Consider the following 24061-nt stretch of genomic DNA (forward strand, 5'->3'; position numbering starts at 1 on the left):
TCCAGGTGCTGCACCGGACGGATCACCGTAGCGATCCGAAAATCGGCGAGACCTTAGTTTTTGGACTTGTCGACCATTTTGCCAGCAGAGATCCAAGGCATCATTTCGCGCAGCTTGGCGCCGGTTGCCTCGATCATGTGCTCGTCGTTGGCACGACGGGAGGCTTTGATGGTCGGCTGACCAACGGCGTTCTCCAGCATGAAGTCGCGGACGAACTTGCCCTGCTGGATGTCGGCGAGGACTTCCTTCATGCGGGCTTTGGTTTCGTCATACTTCAGGATACGCGGGCCGGTGACGTATTGGCCGTATTCCGCCGTGTTGGAGATGGAGTAATCCATGTTGGCGATGCCGCCTTCATAGATCAGGTCCACGATCAGCTTCACTTCGTGCAGGCATTCGAAATAAGCCATTTCCGGTGCGTAGCCAGCTTCGACCAGGGTCTCGAAACCGCAGCGGATCAGTTCAACCAGGCCGCCACACAGAACCGCTTGTTCGCCGAACAGGTCGGTTTCGCATTCTTCGCGGAAGTTGGTTTCGATGATGCCGGAGCGGCCGCCACCGATGGCAGAGCAATAGGACAGGCCGGTTTCCAGCGCGGTGCCGGAGGCGTCGTTTTCAACGGCAACAAGGCAGGGCACGCCGCCGCCTTTGGTGTATTCGCCGCGCACGGTGTGACCGGGGCCTTTGGGCGCCATCATGATGACGTCGACGCCTTCTTTCGGCTCAATCAGGCCAAAATGCACGTTCAGGCCGTGGGCAAATGCGATCGCCGCACCGGGTTTGATATTGTCGTGAACGTATTTCTTGTAGGTTTCGGCCTGCAGTTCGTCGGGCATGGTGAACATGATCACGTCACACCAGGCTGCCGCTTCTGCGATCCCCATGACCTGAAGGCCTTCGCCCTCGGCCTTCTTTGCAGAAGGGGAGCCTTCACGCAGGGCAACGACGAGGTTCTTGGCGCCGGAATCACGCAGGTTCAGCGCATGCGCGTGACCTTGAGAGCCATAGCCGAGAATGGCGACTTTCTTTTCCTTGATGAGGTTCACATCGCAGTCGCGATCATAATACACACGCATTGGAGCATTCCTTTGGCAGATTTCGTTCTGGAGGCGATCATAGGCATCCCAGAGCTGAGCGCGAGAGGATTGTCGTTGAAAATCCACTGAATTTCGCGATGGTCATTCGCGATTTCCAAGATTAATGTCAGATCTATGCTTGACGATCTCGATAGACGCATATTGCGAAACCTGCAGGGCGCGCCTGCTCAATCCTTACCGGATTTGGCGGACCACCTTGGCCTCACCGTTTCACGGTTGTCCCGGCGCTTGGAAAAGCTGCGTGAGAATGGTGTTGTCAAAGGCACGCGTGCCGTCATCGACTGGGTCGCGCTGGGCTACGCGGTCGAGGTGTCGCTCCGGGTTACGCTGGACAAAACCAATCCGCGCGCCTTTGACGAATTCATCCCTGCGGCGCGAGAAATCCCAGAGGTGCTTGAAATACAGACCTTTCTTGGTCAGGTGGATGTCCGGCTAAGCGTCATCGCGCGGGATATGCCGCACTATCAGGCGATCTACCGCGAACGGATCCTGCAATTGCCGAACATCGCCGATATCGAGGCGCTGATGCATGTGGCCAAGATCAAGACCAGCATGGGGCTGCCGCTGTGATCAATCTTGATGACATCGACCTGTCGCTGTTGAAGGCGCTGTCGCAGGATGCCACCCAGACGGCGGGCGCATTGGGCCGCGCCTTTGGCCTCAGCCAACCTGCGACCTGGCGACGGATCAAACGACTGGAGGAGGCAGGCATCCTGTCCCACCGGGTCCTTGACCTCGACACTGAAAAGCTGGGCTTCGGCGTCACTGTCTTTCTTGGTATCAAGCTTGCCACAAAGGGGCGCGTCAGCCTGGATGATTTTGAACGCGCCGTTTCTGCCATTCCAGAAGTGCAGACTGTGGAACATGTGCTGGGACTATATGATTACCGCCTGCGGGTGGTGGCCCGCGACATTGCCGATTTCGAACGGGTCCTGCGCCGCCGGATCATGACACTGCCGGGGGTGGGAAACGTGGATGCCAATGTTCTGTTGTCCGAGGAGCGCCGCCCCGGCCCCCTTGGCTGACGGCGCATACGGCTTGAGCCCCGGGCAGCTCTCTGCCAAGACTAGGGCCGACCTTGGGCATTGGGCCCGACAGAATTGGAGAACAGCGCATGGCTTTGCTCGACACCGTGGACCCCGAGGGGCTAGACGAATTTTCCGTGGTTTTCACCGACCGCTCGCTCAATCATATGTCGAAGTCCTTTCAGGCGGTGATGCTGGACATCAATGCGATGCTGAAAGAGGTCTACAACGCGGATGGCTGCGCCCTGATCCCCGGCGGTGGCACCTATGCGATGGAGGCGGTGGCGCGTCAGTTTGCCCGTGGGCAGGATGCGCTGGTGGTCCGCAATGGCTGGTTCTCCTATCGGTGGAGCCAGATCTTCGAGGCTGGTAGCCTGACCCGATCCGCAACCGTGATGAAGGCCCGACAAACCGGAAACACGCCTGTTTCGCCCTTTGCGCCGGCCCCGATCGAAGAGGTCGTGGCCGCCATTCACGACCAGAAACCCGGCATTGTTCTGGCCCCCCATGTGGAAACGGCTGCGGGCGTGATCCTGCCGGACGACTACATCACGGCGTTGGCCCGTGCGGCGCAGGAGGTAGGCGCGCTGATGGTGCTTGATTGCATCGCGTCGGGCTGTGCCTGGGTCGACATGAAAGCGACAGGTGTCGATGTGTTGATTTCGGCCCCCCAAAAGGGCTGGAGCGCGTCACCGAGTGCAGGTCTGGTGATGCTGTCCGAGCGGGCCCTGGCGCGACTGGAGGAGACCACGTCTGACAGCTTTGCGCTGGATCTGAAGAAATGGCGCGCGATTATGCAGGCCTATGAGGATGGCGGGCACGCCTATCACGCCACCATGCCGACAGATGCGCTGCGGGCGTTCCGTGATACGATGGCCGAAACCCGCGCCCATGGCTTTAACCGCTTGCGCGAGGCGCAATGGAAACTGGGCAACGGAGTGCGTGAAATGCTGGCGGGCAAAGGGGTGACCTCTGTTGCTGCCGATGGGTTTGGCGCGCCGGGGGTCGTCGTCAGCTATACTGCGGATCCGGACATCCAGAACGGCAAGAAATTCGCAGCCCTGGGTCTGCAAATCGCAGCCGGGGTGCCGCTGGCCGTGGATGAACCCGAAGGGTTCAAGACGTTCCGGATTGGTCTTTTTGGTCTCGATAAACTTTATGATGTCGATGTGACACTGGCCCGGCTGAAGATCGCTGTTGATCAGCTACTCTGACCGGTCTAGCGCAAAACGCTGAACGCATCGACGGGCTTGTCCGAAGGGGCCGGCCCGTTTCGACTATCGCACCCCAAGGCCCATTTGCATCAGCACGTGTCGCACCTGGGGCAGAGCATAGAGCGCGTTGAGCCCCTGAGCGCGCAGATCGCGCAGCGGGCGCGCCTCCGTCATGGAAGCGCGATTCAACAGATCAATACCGTTCACCCGGAGGGTGATGTCGCGCTGGCGGGTTCGTGCATAGGCATCAAGCATGGTCTGATCCCCCAGGCCGTCAGGTCGTGCCAGCGCCAGATCCAGCAATGCGCGCAGATCCGCGAGCGACATATTCAGCCCCTGCGCCCCGATGGGGGGAACCACATGCGCCGCTTCCGCCATCAGGGCGATGCGCTCTGCCGTCAATCTATCGGCCTGTTGCGTGATGATCGGCCACAGGGTCCGGCGGGATGCCAGCGTAAGCGGCCCCAGCATGGCGCAGGATCGTTCGGTCATCTCGGCCTCGAACGCCGCATCGGTCAGGGCGGCGAGACGGTCGGCGTTGGCGCTGGTCTCCATCCAGACCACAGCGGAGGAGGCGCGGCCCTCGTGATCGGGCAGCGGCACCAGGGTGAAGGGGCCGCCGGTGCGGTGGATCTCGGTCGAGACATTGTGGTGGGGCAGGTCGTGCGACACTGCAAAGGCCAGCGCTTTTTGGCCATAGCGGGTCGTCTTGACGCCGATCCCCGCAGCTTCGCGCATGGGCGAGTTCCGCCCATCGCAGGCCAGAACCAATTTGCAAGAGACCCGGCTGCCATCGCTGAGGGTCACCCGGGCGCCGCCTGTGCGTGTGAACAGGCGCGTCGTGCCAATACCGGGCCGAAACGCCACCTGAGGCAACTGTTCGATCCGGGTCAAAAGCACACGGCGCAATAGCCAGTTCGGCAGGTTCCAACCAAACGGCAGATCTGAAACTTCGGCCGCGTCGAATTCCCGGATCACGCGGGGCTCCGGGACCGGTCCGCCTGCGTCGACAATCCGCATGACCTGCAGCGGCGCAGCTTGGTCGGCCAGATCCGCCCAGAGACCGGCCTCCTCCAGCAGCGCCTTTGCCGGTTGCAGAAACGCCGTTGTCCGCAGATCGGCCCCCGCCGCATCGCGTGCCGTTATCGGGGCGCTGGGGTCGACACAGATTACGGAGAACCCATGGGTCGCAAAAACCGTTGCTGCGGTCAGCCCGGCAATGCCACCGCCGGAAATCAGAATGTCACAGGTCTCGCTCATTTCGGCTGCCTCTTCTTCGGGTCCCCAATGTGACATAGGGCGCGGGGCGGGGGAAAGACAAGCGATGTGCGTTCGGCTCTGCCGCAAAGGGACGTCACCCGCGCGACAGGAGGAGCAGGAGCGTGCACGCCACCGGCACCAGACACAGCGCGGGCAGATAAAGGCCGGGGAGGCCGAACAGCATCACCAGAATGCCCCAGAGACAGACAAAGGTCGCCAAGGCGTAATAGATATTCTCCGGCGCCCCATAGCAGACTTCCTTGAGGATCCGGCCCAGAATGGGCAGGCGGAAGGCGATGCGTTCAAGGGGTCCCAGGCGTTGGGGCAGGGTGTAGGCGGTCATGGAAAACTCCGAACCTGTCGATCACTGACAAGGGATATAGGAGTGGCGCGCCACCGCCGACAGGCGCTATTTGTCGCTGCGACAGCCTACCGCAGCTGGCCGAGGAATTCTGTCAGGTCCACGGTGTGGTGGTGAATGTGATCGCCCTGATGCGCCTCTGGTGCGACATGCACGGTCCGCATACCCATCGCATGGGGCGCAGCAAGGTTGCGGGGGTCGTCTTCGAACATGGCGGCACATGTGGTGTCGATATCTGCCAGGGCGAAAACACGTTCAAAGGCGCTGCGCTCTGGCTTCGGGCGGTAGTTGGCATGTTCGACGCCGTAGATCCCTTCGAACAATCCGGACAGGCCACGCGCTGCCAGCACCCGCTCTGCATAGGGGGCGGAGCCATTGGTATAGACAATCTTGCGGCCGGGCAGGGCGCGGATGTGGGCAGCCAGCAACGGGTCAGGTTCCAGATGGTCGAGCGTTACATCGTGCACGGCGAGCAGGAACGGGTCGGGATCAATGCCATGATGGGTCATCAGACCGGCGAGTGTGGTGCCATGATTGCGCCAATAGTCCCCACGCAACGTATTCGCGGCGTCGCTTTTGATGCCGAGCGTTTCGACCATATAGGCGATCATCTTGGCCTCGATCTGATCGAAAAGCCGAGCAGACGGAGGATAAAGCGTGTTGTCGAGGTCGAACACCCAATGCGCGACATGTGAGAAAGACTGTTTGACCATGGGAAGAGGTCTAGGGGCCAGAATGCGGATTCGCAATGGTGGAAACATGCGTTGCGGGGGTGCACTTGATCGGGGAGGGGGCAGCGCGTAGACAGATGCGATGCAAGGGAGGGCGTCGCGCCGATGAGCCAGTCAAAAAGCAACACGCAGAAAGACGCCTATGGGCTGATCCTCGATGCGATTGACGTTGGCGTGTTCAAGCCTGGCGATCGCCTGGTGGAGAGCGATCTGGCGGACCGTTTCGGGGTCTCCAGAACGCCGATCCGCGAGGCGCTGCAGCGGTTGGAAACGCAAAGTCTGCTGGAACGCGACGGGCGGTCTCTGATTGTGGCCTCGCTGGATCACAACCAGATGGCAGAGCTCTACATGGTTCGGCGCGAACTCGAAGGGCTGGCGGCGTCACTGGCAGCCCGACATGCGACCAATGAAGAAGTCCAGGTCTTGCGCGATATGGTGGCGTCGGATGATGCCTTGGTGGATCAGCCAGTCGAACTGGCCAAAGCCAACCGCCGGTTTCATCAACAGATCCACCTGGCGTCTCACAATCGCTATCTGGTGCAGCAGCTTGATCTTGTGCATCGTTCGATGGCCCTGATGGCCACCACGTCGCTTGCAGCGGAGGGGCGCGGGCGCATTGCCCAGGAAGAACACAAGGCCATCGTGGCGGCCATTGCGCAGCGCGATGAAGAGGCGGCGGGCGTGGCGCTGAAGGATCATATCTCAGTCGCCTTTACCACCCGTCTGAAACAGGATGCAGGCGCGCGCGGTGGCTGAGGCACAGCGGCCCGTCTAACTGTCGGCGGCGCCACCATGTTCGCCATGCGCGGTCTTGTCCCAGAAAAACGGCGCGGCAAAGACCTCCCAAAGGGCCTTGTAGGCGGCAAAACACCCCATGACGAAATAGAGCGGCATCAATGGGGCCCAAAGCGCCAACCACGCACGACCGGAGGCGCGGGCACCGAAAATCCAGATGCAGAGATTGAGGGCTTCGAAAAAGATCAGGCTGGTGGTCGCGGCAAGCAGCAGCGGCTGTGGCAACAGGTGGTCGCTAGGGTGTGACAGGCCGAGGGCCACCAGCCAAAGGCTCCACAAGACGGGGGCCAGCAGGAATTGCCCCAGTGTCCCCAGAAAAAACGCCTGAAAGCCTAGGAACTTACGCCAACCGAGGTCCGACAGGAGCTGACCCGGGGACCGCATGTGAACCATATAGGTCATCATGAAGCCCTTGAGCCAGCGAGAGCGTTGTTTGATCCATGGGATCACGCGGCTGTTTGCCTCTTCATGCGTGGCGGTAGGGAGCATCTCCGTGCGAAACCCGGCCCGGGCCAGACGAACGCCGAGATCGGCATCTTCGGTGACGTTATGCGCATCCCAGGCGCCCAGCTGTTCAAGCGCATCACGGCGGATGAACAGGGTGGTGCCGCCCAGCGGGACAACGAGGCCCAAACGTGCAATGCCTTGCAGGAGCACCCGGAACCAGCCGGCGTATTCCAGCGTAAAACACCGTGAGATCCAGTTGCAGGACGGGTTGTAGAAATCCAGAACCCCCTGCAGGCAGGCCACATCCGACGGGGCGCGCTCAAAGGCATCCGCGACGATATCAAGCTGCTTGGCTTCGGGCGCGTCTTCGGCATCCCAGATCCCGATGATCTCGCCCCGGCAGTAATTCAGCGCATAATTCATCGCGCGTGGCTTTGTCGTCAGGGGACCATCGCCTGGAACCTCGACAACGCGAAACCAATCGGGCAGGTCAGCGCATTCGACCGCGGCGCGGGTCATGTCATCGTGTTCTTCCAGAACCAGCAAAACCTCCATCTTGTCCCGAGGGTAGGTCAGCCGGCAGAGCCGACGCAGCAGATGGCGCCCGATTTCGGATTCTCGGTAGAGCGGGACAACCATCGAGATCAGCGGCGCGCTGTGGCCCAACCTGTCGCGCCTGGCTGGCGTTGCCGATCCGCTGCGCACTGCAGCCAGCAGTCCTGAAACACGAAGCGATGTGAACAAAAGCAGGGACACCAGGGCCACTGTGACAAGCGTGGACAGCATTGCCCCCGGCGCAAGCAGCGCGGCGAGGATCGCAACCGCCGCAATGCAGACCGCCGGGGCGCGGGCGCGGTGGCAGTCAAAGCTGCGGCAACTCAAATGGCGCGGCACGCTTCGGGCGGCGGATTGGGTCATTTGGGCACTGAAATACTCTGTCAGGCTGGCTTCAATCGCCTTTTCAGGCGCGGGCACTGTTATTAGATCCTCGAACCGGTCAGAGAGAGCCGCCAGAACGGGTTCAGTCTGGCGCGGGTCGGCCATCAGCATCATCACCGTCCGTCCCAGCATGTCGATGGGGACGGCCTGGTGGCGCAGCCAGAAGCTGGCAGGGCGCAACGACAGGATCTCCGCATTGGGGCTGTGGGCCGCTGCGATTCGGTCACCGCTGCCTTGCAGGGTGCCCAACCGGGCGAGATTGTTCAGGTGATCGTGATGCAGATCGGTGACGTTGGCCGACTGATCCAGAGGCACATCACGTAGAAACCGGCTCGCAGGCGCACGGGCCGGGCGGCGAAACAAGACACGACTGTGCCTGTGGATATCCACCTGATCCTGGCCCATAGCTGACGGCTAGCAGTTTGAGACAGTTGAACAAAGTTAATCGCGCATAATTCACTGTCCCGGACCTGTTGGAAACAGGCCTGTACGGGACCCTGCCCGAGGGTCGCGATCGTCGGGCAGGGGGGCAACATTGCGGTTGCGGGTTTTATCCTCTGCGGGCGGCCATGGCTTCGGCAAACCTCTCAAAGAGGTAGTAACTGTCCTGCGGTCCCGGGCTGGCTTCCGGGTGGTGCTGAACGGAGTAGACCGGACGCTCGGTCATGCGGATACCGCAGTTGGAGCCGTCGAACAGCGACACATGGGTTTCTTCTACGCCAGCAGGCAGCGATTGCGCATCGACCGCAAACCCGTGGTTCATCGAGGTGATTTCAACCTTACCGGTGCTGTTATCCTTGACCGGGTGGTTGGCCCCGTGGTGGCCGTGGTTCATCTTTATCGTCTTGGCGCCAAGCGCCAGCGCCAGCATCTGGTGCCCAAGGCAGATCCCAAAGACCGGCAGGTCGGTCTTGTCCAGGATGTCCCGGATCATCGGCACCGCATAGCTGCCGGTCGCCGCCGGGTCGCCGGGGCCATTGGACAGAAAGACACCGTCGGGGTCGTGGGCCAGCACCTCTTCCGAGGTTGCGGTCGCAGGCAGCACCGTGACATCACACCCGGCGGAGGCCAGGCAGCGCAAGATGTTGCGCTTGGCGCCGTAGTCGATCGCGACAACCTTGTGTGTGGCAGTTTCTTGACGGGTGTACCCCTCGGGCCAGGCCCACCGCATTTCATCCCAGCGATAGCTCTGGGCGCATGTGACATCCTTGGCAAGGTCCATGCCTTCCAGTCCGGGCCAGGCCCGCGCCTGCGCGACCAGTGCCTCGATGTTGAAATCACCGTCGGGATTATGCTCCAGCGCGACATGCGGCGCGCCCTGTTGGCGAATGGCCCGGGTCAGCCGCCGGGTATCAATGCCGCCAATGGCAATGCGCCCGGTGCGGGTCAGCCAGGACTTCAGCTCTTCGGTCGTGCGCCAGTTGGACGCCAGCGTCGGGTCCCATTTTACGACCATGCCCGCAGCAACCGGATCGGCAGTTTCGTCGTCTTCGGGTGTGACGCCGGTGTTGCCGATATGGGGGAAGGTGAAGGTGACGATCTGCCCGGCATAGGACGGATCGGTCATGATCTCCTGATAGCCTGTCATTGCAGTGTTGAAGCAAAGCTCTGCCACGCATCGTCCGGTTGCGCCAAAGCCGTGTCCGTAAAACACGGTCCCGTCAGCAAGGGCCAGACAAGCGGTAGGTTTCGGCGAAACGGTATCGACCATGACTCAGACTCTCCATGCGGGCAAAATTCGCGCATCAATAGGGGCCGTGTGGTCTGGGGTCAAGCGCTGAACAGGCGGCACAGCACGGGTTTATGCCCGCAGAGGCGGTTGTTCAGGACATCTTGAAAATCCTGTTGGATTTGATTAATACTGCGCGTTCTTGTTCCACATGGACGAAGAGAGCACATGGATACGCGAGACCGGGTCAACCAGGCCCTCAAGCAGGCAATGAAGGACAAGGCGACAGACCGCCTGTGTACTTTGCGCCTGATCAATGCCGCTATCAAGGACCGCGAAATCGCGGCACGGGGTGACGGCGAAGAGGGTGGTATCGAGGACGAAGATATCCTGGCCATCCTCGGCAAGATGACCAAACAGAGGAATGAAAGCGCCCGCGCCTACGAAGAAGGCGGGCGGCTTGATCTGGCAGAACGCGAGATGAACGAGATCGCCATCATCGAGGAGTTCCTGCCCAAACAACTTTCGCATGACGAAATCAGCACCGCGGTGAAACACGCCGTTGATGAAACCGGGGCTGAATCGATTCGCGACATGGGCAAGGTGATGGGAGCCTTGAAGGCAAAATACACCGGCCAGATGGATTTCGGCAAAGTCGGACCAATGGTCAAGGATCAGCTCTGCTCCGCTGGCGGCTGCTAGGGGACAGAGGCGCCAGAACGGCGTGTTGCCCGGTTGTCACCTGGCAAATTCGATAGGACAGCGACCCCGGCCCTCTGGTAGCGGCCGGGGTTTTTCGTTGTGGGGCCTCAATCTGCCCCCTCAACCCGCTGCCGCAGGGCGATGCGAAGGTCGTCGTAGAGCGCCTTGCGCTCCGGTTCGCTCAGAAAGGCGCCGATCTCCACCTCGCGGCCAGCGCCACGCAGGGTGACATAGTGGGGCACCGGCCCGTGATCACGATGCAGCACAACCTGCGCCCAATGCCGGTTGCAGCGCCACGTCTGTTCGCCGCCAGCCGCGTCCGTGCGGATCAGTTCGGCCAGCTCGGGCCCAAGGCGGAGCACCTCGATCACCTGCGACTGTCGCCGGTGGCGATCCAGCGCATATTTCATGCCGAAAATCGCCAGCGCCAAAAAAGGGATCAGACCCCAGAACAGGGTTGATCCCAGGACCGGCAGCAGCGGCAGCGAAATCAAGGCCGCCGTTGCCCCGAGAAAACCGACATAGCCTTCGGGCGTGAGCGATTGATGCGGCCACACGTGCAGCTCGCCATTTTGATCGCTTGGGGGGCATGTCCAATCATACGGCATGGGGTGAGTTTAGTCGGCGGGCGAAAGGTGTCGAGGGGGACGCCGTCGGAAATCCGGCAAAATACCTCTGCGGTGCTGCGACAAAAAATCGCCCCGGAGCGGTAAGCTTCGGGGCGATTCGGTTTGGTTCGATCTGGTCGCGTTAGTGCGCGTGACCTTTGTCCCAGTCTTCCTGTTTCGGCAGGATTTCAAAGGTATGCTCTGGCGGCGGAGAGGGCAGGGTCCACTCCAGCGTGTCGGCATATTCGTTCCAGTAGTTGTTCTGGGTGATGCGCGCGCCCCGCAAGAGCGAGTAGATCACCACACCGAAGAACAGGATGAAGGATGCAAAGGACAGGAACGCGCCATAGGACGAGATCTTGTTCCAGTAGGCAAAGCCTTCAGGATAGTCGATGTAGCGACGCGGCATGCCCTGACGTCCGAGGAAGTGCTGCGGGAAGAAAGTGATGTTTGCGCCGATGAAGAACATCCAGAAATGGATCTGCGCGCCCAGCTCGTTGTACTGACGGCCGGTCATCTTACCGAAGTAGAAGTAGATCCCGGAGAAGATCGCGAACACGGCACCCAAGCTCATGACGTAGTGGAAGTGGGCCACAACGTAATAGGTGTCATGATAGGCGCGGTCGACGGCAGCCTGGGACAGCACCACACCCGTGACACCGCCGACGGTGAACAGGAACAGGAAGCCGAAGGCGAACATCATCGGGGCCTTGAACTCGATGGAGCCGCCCCACATGGTTGCGATCCAGGAGAACACCTTCACCCCGGTCGGCACCGCAATCACCATGGTCGCCAGCATGAAGTAGGCCTGTTGGTTGAGGCTCATGCCGACGGTATACATGTGGTGCGCCCAGACGACGAAGCCCAGAACACCAATCGCAATGATTGCCCAGACCATCGGCAGGTAGCCAAAGACCGGCTTGCGCGAGAAGGTGGCGATAACGTGGCTGATGATGCCAAAGCCCGGCAGGATCACAATGTAGACTTCCGGGTGTCCAAAGAACCACAGAATGTGCTGGTAGAGGATCGGATCGCCGCCACCTGCGGGGTCAAAGAACGTGAACCCGAAGTTGCGGTCCATCAGCAGCATGGTGATGGCGCCTGCCAGAACCGGCAGCGACAGCAGGATCAACCAGGACGTGACAAAGATCGACCAGGAAAACAGCGGCACCTTGAACAGGGTCATGCCGGGGGCACGCATGTTCAGGAAGGTGGTGATCATGTTGATCGCGCCGAGGATCGAGGAGGCACCGGAGACGTGCACGGCGAAGATCGCCAGATCCATCGAGTAGCCGCCTTCCTGCACCGAAAGCGGCGGGTAAAGCACCCAGCCCACGCCGGAACCCAGCTGACCATTGCCGCCGGGAGAGATAACGGAACACACCGCCAGGGACGTTCCAGCAACATAGAGCCAGAAGCTCAGGTTGTTCATCCGCGGGAAGGCCATGTCCGGCGCGCCGATTTGCAACGGCATGAAGTAGTTGCCAAAGCCGCCAAACAGCGCCGGAATGACAACAAAGAACATCATCAGGATACCATGACCCGTAATGAGAACGTTCCAGAGGTGACCGTTCGGAGTACAGGTCGCGGAGGAGTCCGCGAACATGCGCGCCCCTTCCAAACACATGTGCTGTACGCCGGGTTCCATCAGTTCGATCCGCATGAAGACGGTGAACGCGACGGATATGAAACCTGCTAGCGCCGAAACGATCAGGTAAAGGATACCGATATCCTTGTGGTTCGTGCTCATGAACCAGCGCTGGAAGAAGCTGCGCTCGTCCTCGTGGCCGTGACCTTGAATGGCTGCGTCTGCCATTTGGGTGCCTCCTGTTTATACTCCGCAGTGACCGCACGAGGGATTCCCGGCGGTCCTGGTCTCGCACCGGTTTTAGAGCGCCATTCCATGCCCTTCAATGGCCGAGTTCGTTCTGTATCAAGAATAATTGTCGCGCCCTCTTGCGTTTTTCGCTGATCTTACCGTTGCTGTCGGGCGCGACGTGCAGAAACGGCGTCTTGCTTGACCGGGCCGGTTCCGCCTGCAAAACCACTGCAAGTTGCCCCAAAATGGAGAGTCTCGACCATGAGCGCCTATGATCCCGACAACATCTTTGCCAAAATTCTGCGGGGAGAGATCCCTTCGACACGTGTCTATGAGGATGACGAGACTCTGGCATTCATGGACATTATGCCGCGGGCGGATGGCCACCTTCTGGTCATTCCCAAGACGCCTTGCCGTAATGTGCTGGATGCCAGCCCGGCGCAATTGGAGGCGGTGATCCGCAGCGTTCAGACACTGGCGAAGGCGGCAAAAGCGGCCTTTGATGCCGATGGGGTCACCATTCAGCAGTTCAATGAGGCCGCAGGCGGGCAGGAAGTGTTCCACCTGCATTTCCATATCCTGCCGCGCCACGAAGGCGTTGCCTTGCGGGCACCGGGCCAGATGGGCGACATGGATGACATTGCTGCCCACGCTGAGAAAATTCGCGCCGCTCTCTGAGGGCCGCCGCCATCAGCCCGTGTTGCCCGCCGCGCGGCAGCACGGGCCTTCACAATCAGGCATCGTCCCTCGGTTCGGGGCGATTACGCGACGGTGCAGGTCGGGGCGCTCTCGGGTGCAAAAGCCACATCAAACGTGCGTTTCAAAGCCACATCCACATCCGCCAGCGTGACCGGCAGCCCCAGATCGACCAGGCTGGTGACCCCGTGTTCGGTGATGCCACAGGGCACGATCCCGTCAAAATGACTGAGGTCCGGTTCCACGTTGATGGAGATGCCGTGAAAACTCACCCATTTCCGCAGGCGGATGCCAATTGCTGCGATTTTATCTTCCTGAAGGGCGCCAGTGGCCGACAACGGCTTGTCCGGGCGCTCCACCCAGACGCCCACACGACCGTCCCGGACATGGCCGGTGACGTTGAATTCTTCCAGCGCCAGGATCACCCAACGTTCCAGTTGCCGCACGAAGCAGCGCACATCCTTGCCACGCTTGGCGACATCAAGCATCACATAGATGACGCGCTGTCCGGGGCCGTGATAGGTGTATTGTCCCCCCCGTTTGGTAGCATGGACTGGGAAGCGGTCGGGGTCCGTCAGGTCTTCGCGCCGCGCAGACGTGCCGGCCGTATATAGCGGTGGATGTTCGAGCAGCCAGATGCATTCCTCGGCCGCGCCGCCTGCGATATCTTCGGCCCGAGACTCCATAAAAACCGTTGCATCTTCATAAGTTGTCAAGCCGTTTGAAACGATCCACTGCACCATTTGATAATACTCCTGTCGCTAGGCTCACATTCTAGGAAAACCTGACTCGCCTAGAGACGGTGCAATGAGGTATTCTGAATATGAAGTTCTTTTCATATGTTGCCTGAGGGGTATAGTTCAATGACATCAAAATCAATTCGGGCCCTTTTGGCCGCATCACTTTTGACGACGACAGCAGCGGCGCCGGTTGCGGCTGACAATCTCGGCGCGGCGCTTGTGGGGGGGCTGATCGGCGGCGCGATCCTGAACGAGGTGCACAAGAACAAACGCCGCACCACCGTGACCGCAAACAGCGGAACACGGATCCGAAACCGGGAAACCCAGACCGCGTTGAATTATTTCGGATTTCCTGCGGGCACGCCCGATGGTGTTTTTGGCAGTCGCTCCCGCGCTGCCGCCGCGCAATATCAGGTTTTCATGGGGTATCCCTCTACAGGTAATCTGACGCAATATGAGCGCGATTTCCTGGTTTCCTCCTACTCGCGCGCCCAAGTCGGCGGTCCGCAGGTCATCAAGGCCATGCAAAACCCCGCAGGGGTCCGAACGGTGCTGCATATCTGGCGGGACGAGGCAAACGGGACTCGCAGCGCGTCAAGCGGCTACGGCTATGCCGGTCTGCCGATTGAGGTCTCAAACGCTATTGACGAGATCGCAGCCAGTGCAGAGCCGACTGCAGAACAACTGCTGCAGCGCTCCGGCTTCATGCAGCTGGCAGATATGAACGGCGACGGTAAAAATGACTATATGATTGATACTTCGGTATCGGGCAGCTCCTTTTGGTGCGGCGCATCGCATTGTTCTGTCATGGTTTTCGTTTCCACCCCGCAGGGGTACCAGCGCAATGATTTCATGGCACGCGACGTGACAACGGCCGATTTTTCCTGCCACCAGTCGGTTTGTCGTCTGAGCGAGGCACCGACGACCCTGGCGGCAGCGCCACCGGCGCCGCCGGTCGCCGCCCCGGTGCCGGTGGCTGCACCGACTGCACCGGTCATGGCGTCTGGGCAAGCCACCTCCGGCGGGGCTCTTGGCGGCATCCAGCTGTTTGAGGCCCCGGCGGCGGCACCCCCCTCTTTGACCAGCCACTGCAGCAAGATCAGCCTCCTGACCAATACCAATGGCGGGTTCGTTACCGCTGCAAGCATGACCGACCCGGATCTTGCACTGGGCGAGCAGTTTTGTCTGGCGCGGTCCTATGCCATCAATCGTGGCGAAACCGCTGTGGCCGGCATACAGGGCGTTTCGCAATCCCAGGTGGACGCGCAATGCGACCAGTTCGGCCCGGCGGTGCGGCCGTTCCTTGCCAACCTTGGCACAACGGACCCTGCCGTGGTCATCGGCGACGTCCAGAAATTTATCCTGCAATCCAATATGTCCGTCGATCAGTTGAAAACCACAGCGAGCATTTGCCTGTTCTCCGGGTATCGTCGCGACAGCATGGATGTGGCCCTGGGGGCCGCACTCCTGTTGGTTGGGCTGGGCGAACAGCCCTATGCCGAACTTGTCGGTCACCATATGGCGCTTGGCTTTGGCGCGCCGGTCAAGCTGAACCGCGCGCAGGGCTGGTATAGCCTTGCCACCAATGCCCTCGACAGTGGGGCAGAGCCGGTGTTCGCCCCCGGTCAGCCGGAGCGGGTGGCGCTGATCAAGGCGGCGTCAAATGGACTGACCGGGTCCAATATCCCGGCGCCCGTGCAAGCATCCACCGGCGGGGCAGCGCTGCCTGTCTTTGGTAGTTCTGACTGAGATTAGCACCTGTTATCAGTGCGTTGAAAAGCCCCCGGAACAAGTCTGGGGGCTTTTCCAATTTTATCCGCCAAAAGTTGGAAAAAACCACTTTTGTCCCTTCACAAGGTCACGGGCGTGGTCTATACGCCCCTTCACCAAGTCATAGACAGTGCGGTCGTGGCGGAATTGGTAGACGCGCAGCGTTGAGGTCGCTGTGGGGTAACACCCGTGGAAGTTCGAGTCTTCTCGACCGCACCAACTTGTGAGCCTAAGGCTTTGGTTTCCTTCGATATTATTCGATTGTAGGAAGCTAGAGTGGCACACATCAAACACACAATTCGGCGGAACGATACCTTCTACTATAATAGAAGGACTCCCAAGGGTTCCGTTCACAACTATGGTCAAAGCATTCGTCTCAGTCTGGGGGCTTGCCCCGAGCGTGTTGCAATCATTGCTGAGCGTTTGACCCGCATCTTGGATCAAGCTTTCGTTTCCGGGCAAAAGTTGAACTTGGAAATGACTCTACACCAGATCCCGTCTAAGAGACGGGGAGTAGCTCAAGGCGCCAAATCCGCCGCTCCGTCATCCCGAGCACAGGCTATGCCCGACCTTCGTCCTGCTTCGCGGTAACGTAGCTGCGCTGGTCAGGAACTCAGAGCTCGGATGCTCAAGCGTGCTTCGTGTTGAAGGATGAACTCGCGCAATTCGTCGACGGGGATGGGTTTGCAGAAGGCGTAGCCCTGAAGCGTGTGGCACCCTATGTCGCGCAGGATGCGTGCGTGTTCCATAGTTTCCACGCCTTCAGCAATAATCTGCAGATCCATAAGTTCAGCCATGCCGATGATATGCTTCAGGATCCCATGTGCCAGCGGGTCGACCGTGATCGGGCGGATCAATTGCTGATCAATCTTCATCGCGTCGGGGCGCAGTTGCATCAGGCCAACAACCGATGCATGTCCGGAACCGAAGTCGTCGATTTCAACCAAAACTCCGGCCTCCCGCAGGCGATCCAGGCCAAAGTGGAACATTTCGCTCTGTTCTTCGACCAGAACGGATTCAAGCACCTCAAAGACGATCCGTGGCCCGTCATGGCGATGCCGGCAGATCTGTTCATAGACTTGATCATTCCTGATCCGCTCGACCGTTACGTTGACGGACAGTTTCGGGATTTCGATCCCGAGTGGCCTGAGACTGTCGATCTGTTCCAGCGCTTTGGCGAAAATCAGGTTGTCGATATCCTCGACCAGAGACAATTGTTCGGCGACCGGCAGAAACTCCGCGGGCATCAGGATGCCCAGCTGGGGGGAGTGCCATCGCGCCAGCGTCTCCACGCCGACCACCTCATGAGTGCGCGCGTCGAACTGCGGTTGGAAGTAGGGTTCAAACTCTGATCGGGCGACCGCGCGCCGCAACTCTCGGGCGAGGGTGCGGCGGGCCTGGACCGCGCGGTGAAGCTCGGGGGAATAGAGATGGGTCCGATTGCGCCCGGTTACTTTGGCCTCGTAGAGCGCGGCATCGGCACCGATGATCAACTGGTCAAACTCAAGGAGGCCGTCAAAGGTACTCGCGACCCCAAAACTCGCACCGACCCGGACGGATTTGTTTTCAAAATACTTTGGCAGCTTGATGCGTTTCAGCATTCTGTTGGCCAATTGTTCGCCATCCTGCGACGTCGAACCTGGGGCCAGGAGGAGGACAAATTCGTCGCCGCCGACACGCGCGGTCAGATCCGCTGATTTGGTTTCTTCGCGCAGGATATTGGCGACTTCGCACAGGATGAAATCCCCTGCCTCATGGCCCATGGTATCGTTGACGTATTTGAAGTGGTCCAGATCAATGCGCACCACGGTGGCGGGTTGGTCGAGATGTTCCGCGCGTTGTTTCAGCGCCTGGTCGAGGGCCCGGCGGTTGGGCAGACCTGTCAGCGGGTCGTGCAAGGCCTGATGTTCGATTTCCTTGTTTGCCGTCACGATCGCTTCGCGCTGTTCGCGTGCTTCGGTGATATCGTTTGAGATCGCCATAAATCCGTAGTGATGTCCCGTGTCGGTCTTGAGTGGCGAAATGCTCAGGTTGATCCAATAGGGAATCTTGCCATAGCGATAGTTCAGGATCTCCACCTGAATCGCCTGACAGGCACTCTGCGCGCGGCGAATTGCGGCTTGGGTTTCTTTGTCGGTATCCGGCCCTTGCAGGAATTCGGCGGGTTTCATGTTCTGAACATCTTCGACCAGATGGCCTGTGAGTTTTTCGAACGACGGGTTGGCCCAGATGAGCCGTCCGTCCAGGTCGGTAATCGATATGGAATCGCTCGCTCGCTCTGCAATGGCGGCAAGTTCACTTAGTTCCGCCTGTTTCGCCTCTAACGCGCGATGGGGCCCGACGATCACGGCCTTGCCCGCAAGGGCGAACAGGCCGAATGCCCCGATCAATACAATTGCAATGGCGGTCATGCTGTTGGCGAGAACGGCATGACCGGCGGCCTGAACGGCCAAAGGATCCGGAAGCAAGGCAACCGAGAGCCTGAAATCGGCAAGCGCGCGCACCTCGGCCGTGCCACGTTGCAACAGCCCTGAAAGGGGACGCACGAGGTAGGTCCGCTTTACAATGTCATTGGCGGGAAAGATCTCCAGCGTATCCAGACGATAGCCGCTCAATAGAATGCCTTCGACAAACCCCTGATGCAAAACGGGTGTCGCCAGGACGACAAACGCCTGGTCACCGCGGCTCTGGATCAAGACGGGCAATCGCGCCGGATCAGTTTCGGTCTGCGAAGCCTGCAGCAGATCATCGATTTCCTGTTGGCCAAAAATCCGGCGCTCTTCGGGACGTTTGTTGTGATGCGCAAGCGGCTCGTTAAAGGCATCGTAGAAGGTGACCCAAGACAGGCTCTCGGGCATGCGCAGGGCGGAGAACACATCCGGCACGTATGACGTGTTGTCATCAAACCCGAGTGCGATGTTGACCAGATTGGGGTCCTGAGCAATGACGGAGATCAAGATCTGATGGTGCGACAGCACCGAATTCAGATGTGCCGCCGACTCATCTGCCTGCGCCTTGATGGCGCTGTATTGGTACTCCTTGAAGAACGGCATGGCCACATAGCGAATTGCCAGCGCCGAACTGATCAAGGTCAACGTAAGGATCAACAGCGTCAGCATCCAGAAACGCCTGGCAACTGTGGCCGACCTAATTTGGTGGTCAACGTCCATTCAGCGGAGGTCCTCAAGGCGGCCATTGGCGTCAAAGCGGGCAAGGCAGAGGTCCGCCAGCCCCAGGGCCTCATGCGCGTTTGGGGCCGTTTGCGGGTCATAGGCGGAGAAGGGTGTCTGGTAGGTTTTCAAAATGCCCGTCACCGGGCGCGACAATGATTCCAGTGCCGATTTCAGGGCGCGCCGCTTGTCCACAATGCTGCCTTGCCACGCGGGCGTGGTGGCCGCCTGGTCCGCAGCGGCGATCAGAATCCGGGTCAGGTCATAGCCATGGACAAACCCCGTCGGCGCGGAGACATCTGCCAGTCCCTGCGCGTCCGGCAGCGCGCGGCGCAGCACCCATTGCAGCAGCGCATTGCCGTCGCGTTCCCGTCGCAGGCCGCAGGTTTGCAGCACCGAAAGAGAGAGCGCAGCGCGTGTTTCATGCGGCACCTGTTCGGCGAAGGCGCCCCCAGTGATTCCCCAATGGCTGAAGATTTTGACATCGGGCAGATGTTTTCTCATGGCGTTTATCATAGCCGCGCCATTGTGCCAGTTGGACAGCATGATGATGCAGTCGGGCGAGTCCGTTGCCAGTTTCGCCGCCAGTGCCCCCGCGCCGGCATCGCCAATGGAGGTCGGGAAAAACGCGACCTGGTTGGCACTAAGGTCATGCGCGGCAAGCGCCGCCTCCAGAGTCGTGCGATTGGCCAGCCCCCAACCGGTATCCAGCAGCAACAGTGAGATCGACTGGCAGCCCCCTTGGGTGATTGCGGCATTCACCAGGAATTCGCCGGACTGGTAATCGTCCACCGACAGGCGGAACAGCCAGTTTTCGTGTCCAGGCGCCGCCCGGGTTATCGGTCCCGCCGCGGACCATGGAAGCAATGTAAGTATTTGATTTTCATTAATATAGTCGCGGTATGAGAGGTACTGCGGAGAATGCATTCCGCCAAACATCAACAACGCCGTTTCGCTGGCGCCAAGTTCCTGAATATGACGGTGCGAGCGTTTCACGTTGGTCCGGTGATCCTTGGGAACAAGGCGAATGTCATAGCCGCCCAGCTGGTTGTCGACTTCCTCCAGCGCGGTTTTGATCCCTAGCTCTATCGCGCTCGCGGAGGCCCGGCTTTTGGAAAAATCCGCGTCGATGAATATGTCGAGTGTTTCGGCAGATGCGCGCGCGAAAGGGATCATGGTGAGGCAGAATAGCAAAACACACGGCCAGTTTGGGACACGGCGGGACATGGGATAACTTTCACTGGAACAAGAAACACACTGTGCACCGAACCTAGGCGTGCCCGGTTAAGGAAGAGAAAAGCAATCCGTTCAATTTTATCTGACAGAGCAAAGAAGGGCGGCCTGTCCGGGGGGCATAGCTGCGGAATGCGGCGGTCAGAGCCGGACAATCTCCGCATTGGCCGCCAGGGCATCCGCCTCATCATGGGTGACCAGCAGCACCGGCAGATGCCGACGTCGTGCCAGCGCAAAAACCAGCCTGCGGATCTGGTCCCGAAGCGATGCATCAAGGCCCGAAAACGGTTCATCCAACAGCAACAGGTCTGGCTCCGACAACAGCATCCGCATCAGGGCGATACGGGCTTTCTGGCCGCCGGATAACGTCTCCGGATCGCGGTCGTGAAAACCGGCCAGGCCGATATCTTCCAAGGCCTGATCAACCGCGGCGCGGCGGCTGTGGCGCGGAACCCTCCGGTCGAGGCCGAACGCCAGATTGGCGCCGACGCTCATATGTGGAAACAGCAAATGGTCCTGGTAGAGGATGCCCACCCGTCGCGCCTGAGCTGGCAGGCGGCGGAGCGACCGCCCGTCCAGGGTGATCTCTCCGCTCAGGGTGAATTCGGGCGGCAGTTGGCCGGCAATGGCGGCAAGCAGGGTGGATTTCCCTGCACCGGAGGGCCCCATGACGGCCCCCACAGTTCCGGGGCGGATATGCAGGTCGAGAGACAATAAAACCTTTCCCAAGCGCCGGATTTCGATGTTCTTCAGCTGCAACCCGTCAGTCATGCCACATGCCTCTCCGGTTGCGCCAGGCCAGAGCTGGGACCGCCAACGCCAGCGCAAAGGGCAGGAGGGCGGTTGCCGTCTGGACCAGGGCATAAACGCCAATGGCACGCCGATCTCCGCCAGCGGCCAGCGCGAGGGATTCGGTCGTCAGTGTCTGCATTCCGCCGCCTCCGACCAGCAGGGTTGGCAGGTATTGCCCGACGGAAACGGCCATGCCTATGGCGGCCGCGGTCAGGATCGGTGCAAGCAGCATGGGCAGGCGAAGGCCAAAGAAAATGCGGTTGTCTGAGGCGCCCATGGCGGCCGCGACGGTGGCCTGACGGACGTCCCAGCTTTTGTAGGGACCTTCCAGGGACAAGCGCAAGTAGGGCAGGACAAAGACAAGATGCGCGAGCACAACTGCCCAAAGGCTCCGGTCTATCCCAAGCGTGAGCAAACCGATCTGCATGCCGGGCAAGAACACCGTCTGCGGCACCAAAAGCGGCAAATAGAGCAGCCATTGGCCGTTTTCGGTCAGACGCAGTTGGCGGCGGTCTTCGGTTTCCAGACAACCCAGCGTCAAGACCAGCCCGATCAACGTGGCCGCTGCCGCGATCGTAAGGGTGGTGGCAAGCGTTGCGAGGGCTGCGCTGCCATGGCGCTGCCAACTGCGCAGGGTGAAGGCATCCGGCAGCATGGCGGGAAAGCTCCAGCGTTCGGCGAATGACCAGGTCGCAAGCCCGAGCAGCCCGAGCAGGACGGCGCTGGTAGCGGCGACCCCAAGCCCCAGACCAAGGCCGCGCAGGAAGTAATCCTGCGTCCGCCGCCGCCCGCGATAGGCGGCGCGCGCGCCGATGTGACCGATCAGATGTTCGGCGCTGCGCCAGGCGAGCAAGGCAGCAAGAACGAGGCCAAGTTGCAGCAGGGCAGCAGCAGAGGCGAGGCTGCGCAGGCTCAGGTCTGGGGCGCTCATCCAATCTACGATCTGCACCGACAGGGGCGCAGGCGTGGTCGGGCCGAGGATGGCCGCGACATCCACAACGGACATGGAGTAGGTTAAAACCACATAAACGGGCAGCCGGATGCGCCTGTAGAGCGCCGGAAACACGGTCAGAAACCATCCCGCCATGCGCCCGTAGCCCAGGGCGGTGGCCACCCGCATGCGTGCTGCAGCGTCGATCTGGCTCAGTGCTGCGAGGGCGACCAGCAGCAGAAACGGAACCTCTTTCACCACCAGTCCGGCAATCAGCGCGAGGCCCATCGGGTCCTGGACCAGCAGCAGGTCGGGCGGACGGGACCAGCCCGTCGCCCAGGGGCTGATGGCGCGGACAATCCAGCCAGAGGGCTGGATCAGGAACATCAGACCAAAGGCGGCGGCGGCATGGGGAACCGACAGCAGCGGCGCCAGCAATCGCATCAGCGCCCGAAAGGGCCGCGTCCCGGCCCAGCCCGCCAGAAGCAGCAGCGTCAGCGCGAGGGAGATCACGGTTGCCAGCCCGCCGGTTTGCACGCTGAGCCGGATCGCCGCGCCAAGACCGGGCCAGGCCCAGAGCGCCGCAAATGGCGCGACAGAAAAGCCAGTCATGCCCGCAGCAGGCAGATGACCCAACGCCGCGAGACCGGTTCCAAACAGACCTGCGGCAACGGGCCCAAGCAGTGCCAGCAACGTCACAAGAGGCAAAATGGGGGGCAGGCGCATGAGGCGACGGGGAACCTGGCTGAGCCTAGTTCCCGACGCCATAGCGGGCGACCCAATCCTCGGCAATCCGGGTCATCCAGCTTGGGTGCGGCTCCGGCTGGATCTGGCCAAGCGCCTCGGGCGACAGGGTTGCGGGGCCCAGATCCAGCGCCTGAAACGCGGCCCGGTCTTGTTCCGGCAGCGCGTCCATATCGAGCACCGTTCCATAGCCAAGGACGTCCGGATCTTGCGCCCGCAACTGGGCTTCCGGCGACAGCAGGAAGTTGGCCGTCACCATCGCCGCCGCCTTGGCACCGGAGTTATAGGGGATCGCCACAAAAGAGGCATTGCCGATGGTGCCCGCCTCCAGAACAAATGTGCGCACGCTTTCGGGCAGCTGGAAATTCGCAATCGCGGTGCTGGCTTCGCCCGGGCTGAAGGAGATCGCAAGATCAATCTCGTCATCGTTCATCAGCTGCAACTGGCGCGGTCCGGTGGCCGGAAACGCCCGTCCCGACCGCCACAACAGCGGCGTCAGCTGATCCAGATAGGCCCAGAGCGGCGCAGTGATCTCGCCGTAGTTTTCCTCGCTGACAGGGGCTGCCAAGGCGGCCCGCTTGTCGGTCTCATCGGTCAGATCCACCAATGTCTGTTTCAGAAAGGTCGTGCCAAGGAAATCTGGCGGCTGTGGAAAGGTGAACCGACCGGGGTTGGCCTGCGCCCATTCCAGTATGGCTTCCATATCGACAAGGGGCTGCGGCAAATCCGTGGTGTCATGCATGAACACAACCTGCGCCATGGCCCAGGGCGATTCAAAACCCTGCGTTTCTATTGTGAAATCGCGGCGCAGAGCCTTGTCCTGTACATCCGCATATTGCCAGTTGGGCAGTGCTTCGGCGAAGGGGCCAAACAGCAAATCCGCCTCCTTCATGGCGGCGAAGTTGGCGCCGTTGATCCAGATCAGGTCCACGGCGCCCTTGTCGTTCTGACCGGCCGATTTTTCCGTCAATACGCGCGTGACAGCATCTGCGGTGTTTTCCAGTTTTACCTGGGTCAGGGTGATGCCGAAGTCTTGCGACAGGCGCGTACCCACCCAGGAGATGAAATCATTGGTCGCGGTCGAGCCGCCCCAGGCGTGCCACTGCACCGTCTGGCCCTGTGCTTGCGACACAACGGCGCGCCAATCGGATGGGTCCGGGTCGGCCCAGGCGGTCAACGGCACCAACGTGAGAGCAAGTGACAACATGCGTTTCATGGAAAATCCCTTGATGGTCTAGGTCTTGATACGGTGGCTTTGGCCGGCGGCGCACAGGGCGCGGTGTCCCCCTCAATTTGCCGATCCTGGCGGTAAGGTCTA

General features: G+C 60.5%; 21 protein-coding genes and 1 tRNA gene. 8 read left to right on the plus strand and 14 right to left on the minus strand.

Features of this window, described 5'->3' with window-relative positions; translation table 11 throughout:
* Positions 1-53 precede the first annotated feature (53 nt).
* Positions 54-1076, minus strand: coding sequence for a ketol-acid reductoisomerase (gene ilvC, locus TRIHO_RS05795; RefSeq protein ID WP_068241173.1), 1023 nt, complete (start codon positions 1074-1076; stop codon positions 54-56).
* 135 nt (positions 1077-1211) lie between these two features.
* On the opposite strand from ilvC, the gene TRIHO_RS05800 reads away from it, so the two are divergent.
* The 3 genes from TRIHO_RS05800 to TRIHO_RS05810 all read left to right on the plus strand — a co-directional run bounded on the left by TRIHO_RS05800 (position 1212) and on the right by TRIHO_RS05810 (position 3336).
* A complete protein-coding gene (locus tag TRIHO_RS05800) occupies positions 1212-1667 on the plus strand; it encodes an Lrp/AsnC family transcriptional regulator (RefSeq protein ID WP_068241175.1) in 456 nt (151 codons plus the stop codon).
* Positions 1664-2122 carry an Lrp/AsnC family transcriptional regulator gene (locus TRIHO_RS05805; protein ID WP_068241177.1) on the plus strand — a complete coding sequence of 153 codons (459 nt, stop codon included), beginning with the start codon at positions 1664-1666 and terminating at the stop codon, positions 2120-2122. The genes TRIHO_RS05800 and TRIHO_RS05805 overlap by 4 nt, the downstream gene beginning before the upstream one ends.
* Positions 2123-2211: 89 nt before the next feature.
* On the plus strand, positions 2212-3336 hold the full coding sequence (locus TRIHO_RS05810; protein WP_068241179.1) for an aminotransferase class V-fold PLP-dependent enzyme: 1125 nt from the start codon (positions 2212-2214) through the stop codon (positions 3334-3336).
* A gap of 63 nt (positions 3337-3399) precedes the next feature.
* Here the strand turns inward: TRIHO_RS05810 and TRIHO_RS05815 are convergent, their stop codons facing one another.
* From TRIHO_RS05815 to TRIHO_RS05825, 3 genes are all read right to left on the minus strand, one after another.
* Positions 3400-4596 (minus strand): UbiH/UbiF family hydroxylase, encoded by a 1197-nt coding sequence (locus TRIHO_RS05815; RefSeq protein WP_068241181.1) that lies wholly within the window; start codon positions 4594-4596, stop codon positions 3400-3402.
* Positions 4597-4690: 94 nt separating this feature from the next.
* Entirely contained in the window at positions 4691-4939 is a 249-nt protein-coding gene (locus tag TRIHO_RS05820) for a hypothetical protein (protein WP_068241183.1), read from the minus strand.
* A gap of 86 nt (positions 4940-5025) precedes the next feature.
* Positions 5026-5670 (minus strand): pyrimidine 5'-nucleotidase, encoded by a 645-nt coding sequence (locus TRIHO_RS05825; RefSeq protein ID WP_068241185.1) that lies wholly within the window; start codon positions 5668-5670, stop codon positions 5026-5028.
* Positions 5671-5793: 123 nt separating this feature from the next.
* Between TRIHO_RS05825 and TRIHO_RS05830 the strand changes: the two genes are divergently transcribed.
* Positions 5794-6444, plus strand: a complete 651-nt coding sequence (locus TRIHO_RS05830; protein ID WP_068241187.1) for a GntR family transcriptional regulator — start codon at positions 5794-5796, stop codon at positions 6442-6444.
* A 15-nt stretch (positions 6445-6459) separates the two neighbouring features.
* On the opposite strand, the gene TRIHO_RS05835 is transcribed toward TRIHO_RS05830, so the two are convergent.
* Positions 6460-8274: a glycosyltransferase gene (locus TRIHO_RS05835; protein WP_068241190.1), complete on the minus strand. Its 1815-nt coding sequence runs from the start codon at positions 8272-8274 to the stop codon at positions 6460-6462.
* Positions 8275-8419: 145 nt separating this feature from the next.
* Positions 8420-9580: a glutamine-hydrolyzing carbamoyl-phosphate synthase small subunit gene (gene carA / locus TRIHO_RS05840; protein WP_068241192.1), complete on the minus strand. Its 1161-nt coding sequence runs from the start codon at positions 9578-9580 to the stop codon at positions 8420-8422.
* A 186-nt stretch (positions 9581-9766) separates the two neighbouring features.
* On the opposite strand from carA, the gene TRIHO_RS05845 reads away from it, so the two are divergent.
* Positions 9767-10240, plus strand: a complete 474-nt coding sequence (locus TRIHO_RS05845) for a GatB/YqeY domain-containing protein (RefSeq protein WP_068241194.1) — start codon at positions 9767-9769, stop codon at positions 10238-10240.
* Between the two features lie 107 nt (positions 10241-10347).
* On the opposite strand, the gene TRIHO_RS05850 is transcribed toward TRIHO_RS05845, so the two are convergent.
* Positions 10348-10848, minus strand: coding sequence for a DUF2244 domain-containing protein (locus TRIHO_RS05850; protein WP_068241196.1), 501 nt, complete (start codon positions 10846-10848; stop codon positions 10348-10350).
* A 142-nt stretch (positions 10849-10990) separates the two neighbouring features.
* On the minus strand, positions 10991-12664 hold the full coding sequence (locus TRIHO_RS05855) for a cytochrome c oxidase subunit I (RefSeq protein WP_068241198.1): 1674 nt from the start codon (positions 12662-12664) through the stop codon (positions 10991-10993).
* A gap of 264 nt (positions 12665-12928) precedes the next feature.
* Between TRIHO_RS05855 and TRIHO_RS05860 the strand changes: the two genes are divergently transcribed.
* Positions 12929-13345: an HIT family protein gene (locus TRIHO_RS05860; RefSeq protein WP_068241200.1), complete on the plus strand. Its 417-nt coding sequence runs from the start codon at positions 12929-12931 to the stop codon at positions 13343-13345.
* Between the two features lie 83 nt (positions 13346-13428).
* Here TRIHO_RS05860 and lipB read toward each other — a convergent pair whose 3' ends face one another.
* The gene (gene lipB, locus TRIHO_RS05865) at positions 13429-14106 is read right to left on the minus strand and encodes a lipoyl(octanoyl) transferase LipB (protein WP_068241202.1); all 678 of its coding nucleotides are present in this window, start codon (positions 14104-14106) and stop codon (positions 13429-13431) included.
* Between the two features lie 120 nt (positions 14107-14226).
* Between lipB and TRIHO_RS05870 the strand changes: the two genes are divergently transcribed.
* Both TRIHO_RS05870 and TRIHO_RS05875 read left to right on the plus strand, forming a co-directional pair.
* Positions 14227-15852 carry a peptidoglycan-binding domain-containing protein gene (locus TRIHO_RS05870; protein WP_068241204.1) on the plus strand — a complete coding sequence of 542 codons (1626 nt, stop codon included), beginning with the start codon at positions 14227-14229 and terminating at the stop codon, positions 15850-15852.
* Positions 15853-16005: 153 nt separating this feature from the next.
* Positions 16006-16092 (plus strand) — tRNA-Leu (locus tag TRIHO_RS05875).
* 386 nt (positions 16093-16478) lie between these two features.
* Here TRIHO_RS05875 and TRIHO_RS05880 read toward each other — a convergent pair.
* The 5 genes from TRIHO_RS05880 to TRIHO_RS05900 all read right to left on the minus strand — a co-directional run bounded on the left by TRIHO_RS05880 (position 16479) and on the right by TRIHO_RS05900 (position 23959).
* A complete protein-coding gene (locus tag TRIHO_RS05880; protein ID WP_068241206.1) occupies positions 16479-18992 on the minus strand; it encodes a putative bifunctional diguanylate cyclase/phosphodiesterase in 2514 nt (837 codons plus the stop codon).
* A 51-nt stretch (positions 18993-19043) separates the two neighbouring features.
* Positions 19044-20219 (minus strand): ABC transporter substrate-binding protein, encoded by a 1176-nt coding sequence (locus TRIHO_RS05885; RefSeq protein ID WP_068241208.1) that lies wholly within the window; start codon positions 20217-20219, stop codon positions 19044-19046.
* A 198-nt stretch (positions 20220-20417) separates the two neighbouring features.
* On the minus strand, positions 20418-21047 hold the full coding sequence (locus tag TRIHO_RS05890; RefSeq protein WP_068241210.1) for an ATP-binding cassette domain-containing protein: 630 nt from the start codon (positions 21045-21047) through the stop codon (positions 20418-20420).
* Entirely contained in the window at positions 21040-22725 is a 1686-nt protein-coding gene (locus tag TRIHO_RS05895) for an ABC transporter permease (RefSeq protein WP_068241211.1), read from the minus strand. Before TRIHO_RS05895 ends, TRIHO_RS05890 begins: the two co-directional genes overlap by 8 nt.
* Positions 22726-22750: 25 nt before the next feature.
* Positions 22751-23959 carry an ABC transporter substrate-binding protein gene (locus TRIHO_RS05900; protein ID WP_068241213.1) on the minus strand — a complete coding sequence of 403 codons (1209 nt, stop codon included), beginning with the start codon at positions 23957-23959 and terminating at the stop codon, positions 22751-22753.
* Positions 23960-24061: the final 102 nt, after the last annotated feature.

It is taken from the genome of Tritonibacter horizontis, from assembly GCF_001518015.1.
GTDB lineage: Bacteria > Pseudomonadota > Alphaproteobacteria > Rhodobacterales > Rhodobacteraceae > Epibacterium > Epibacterium horizontis.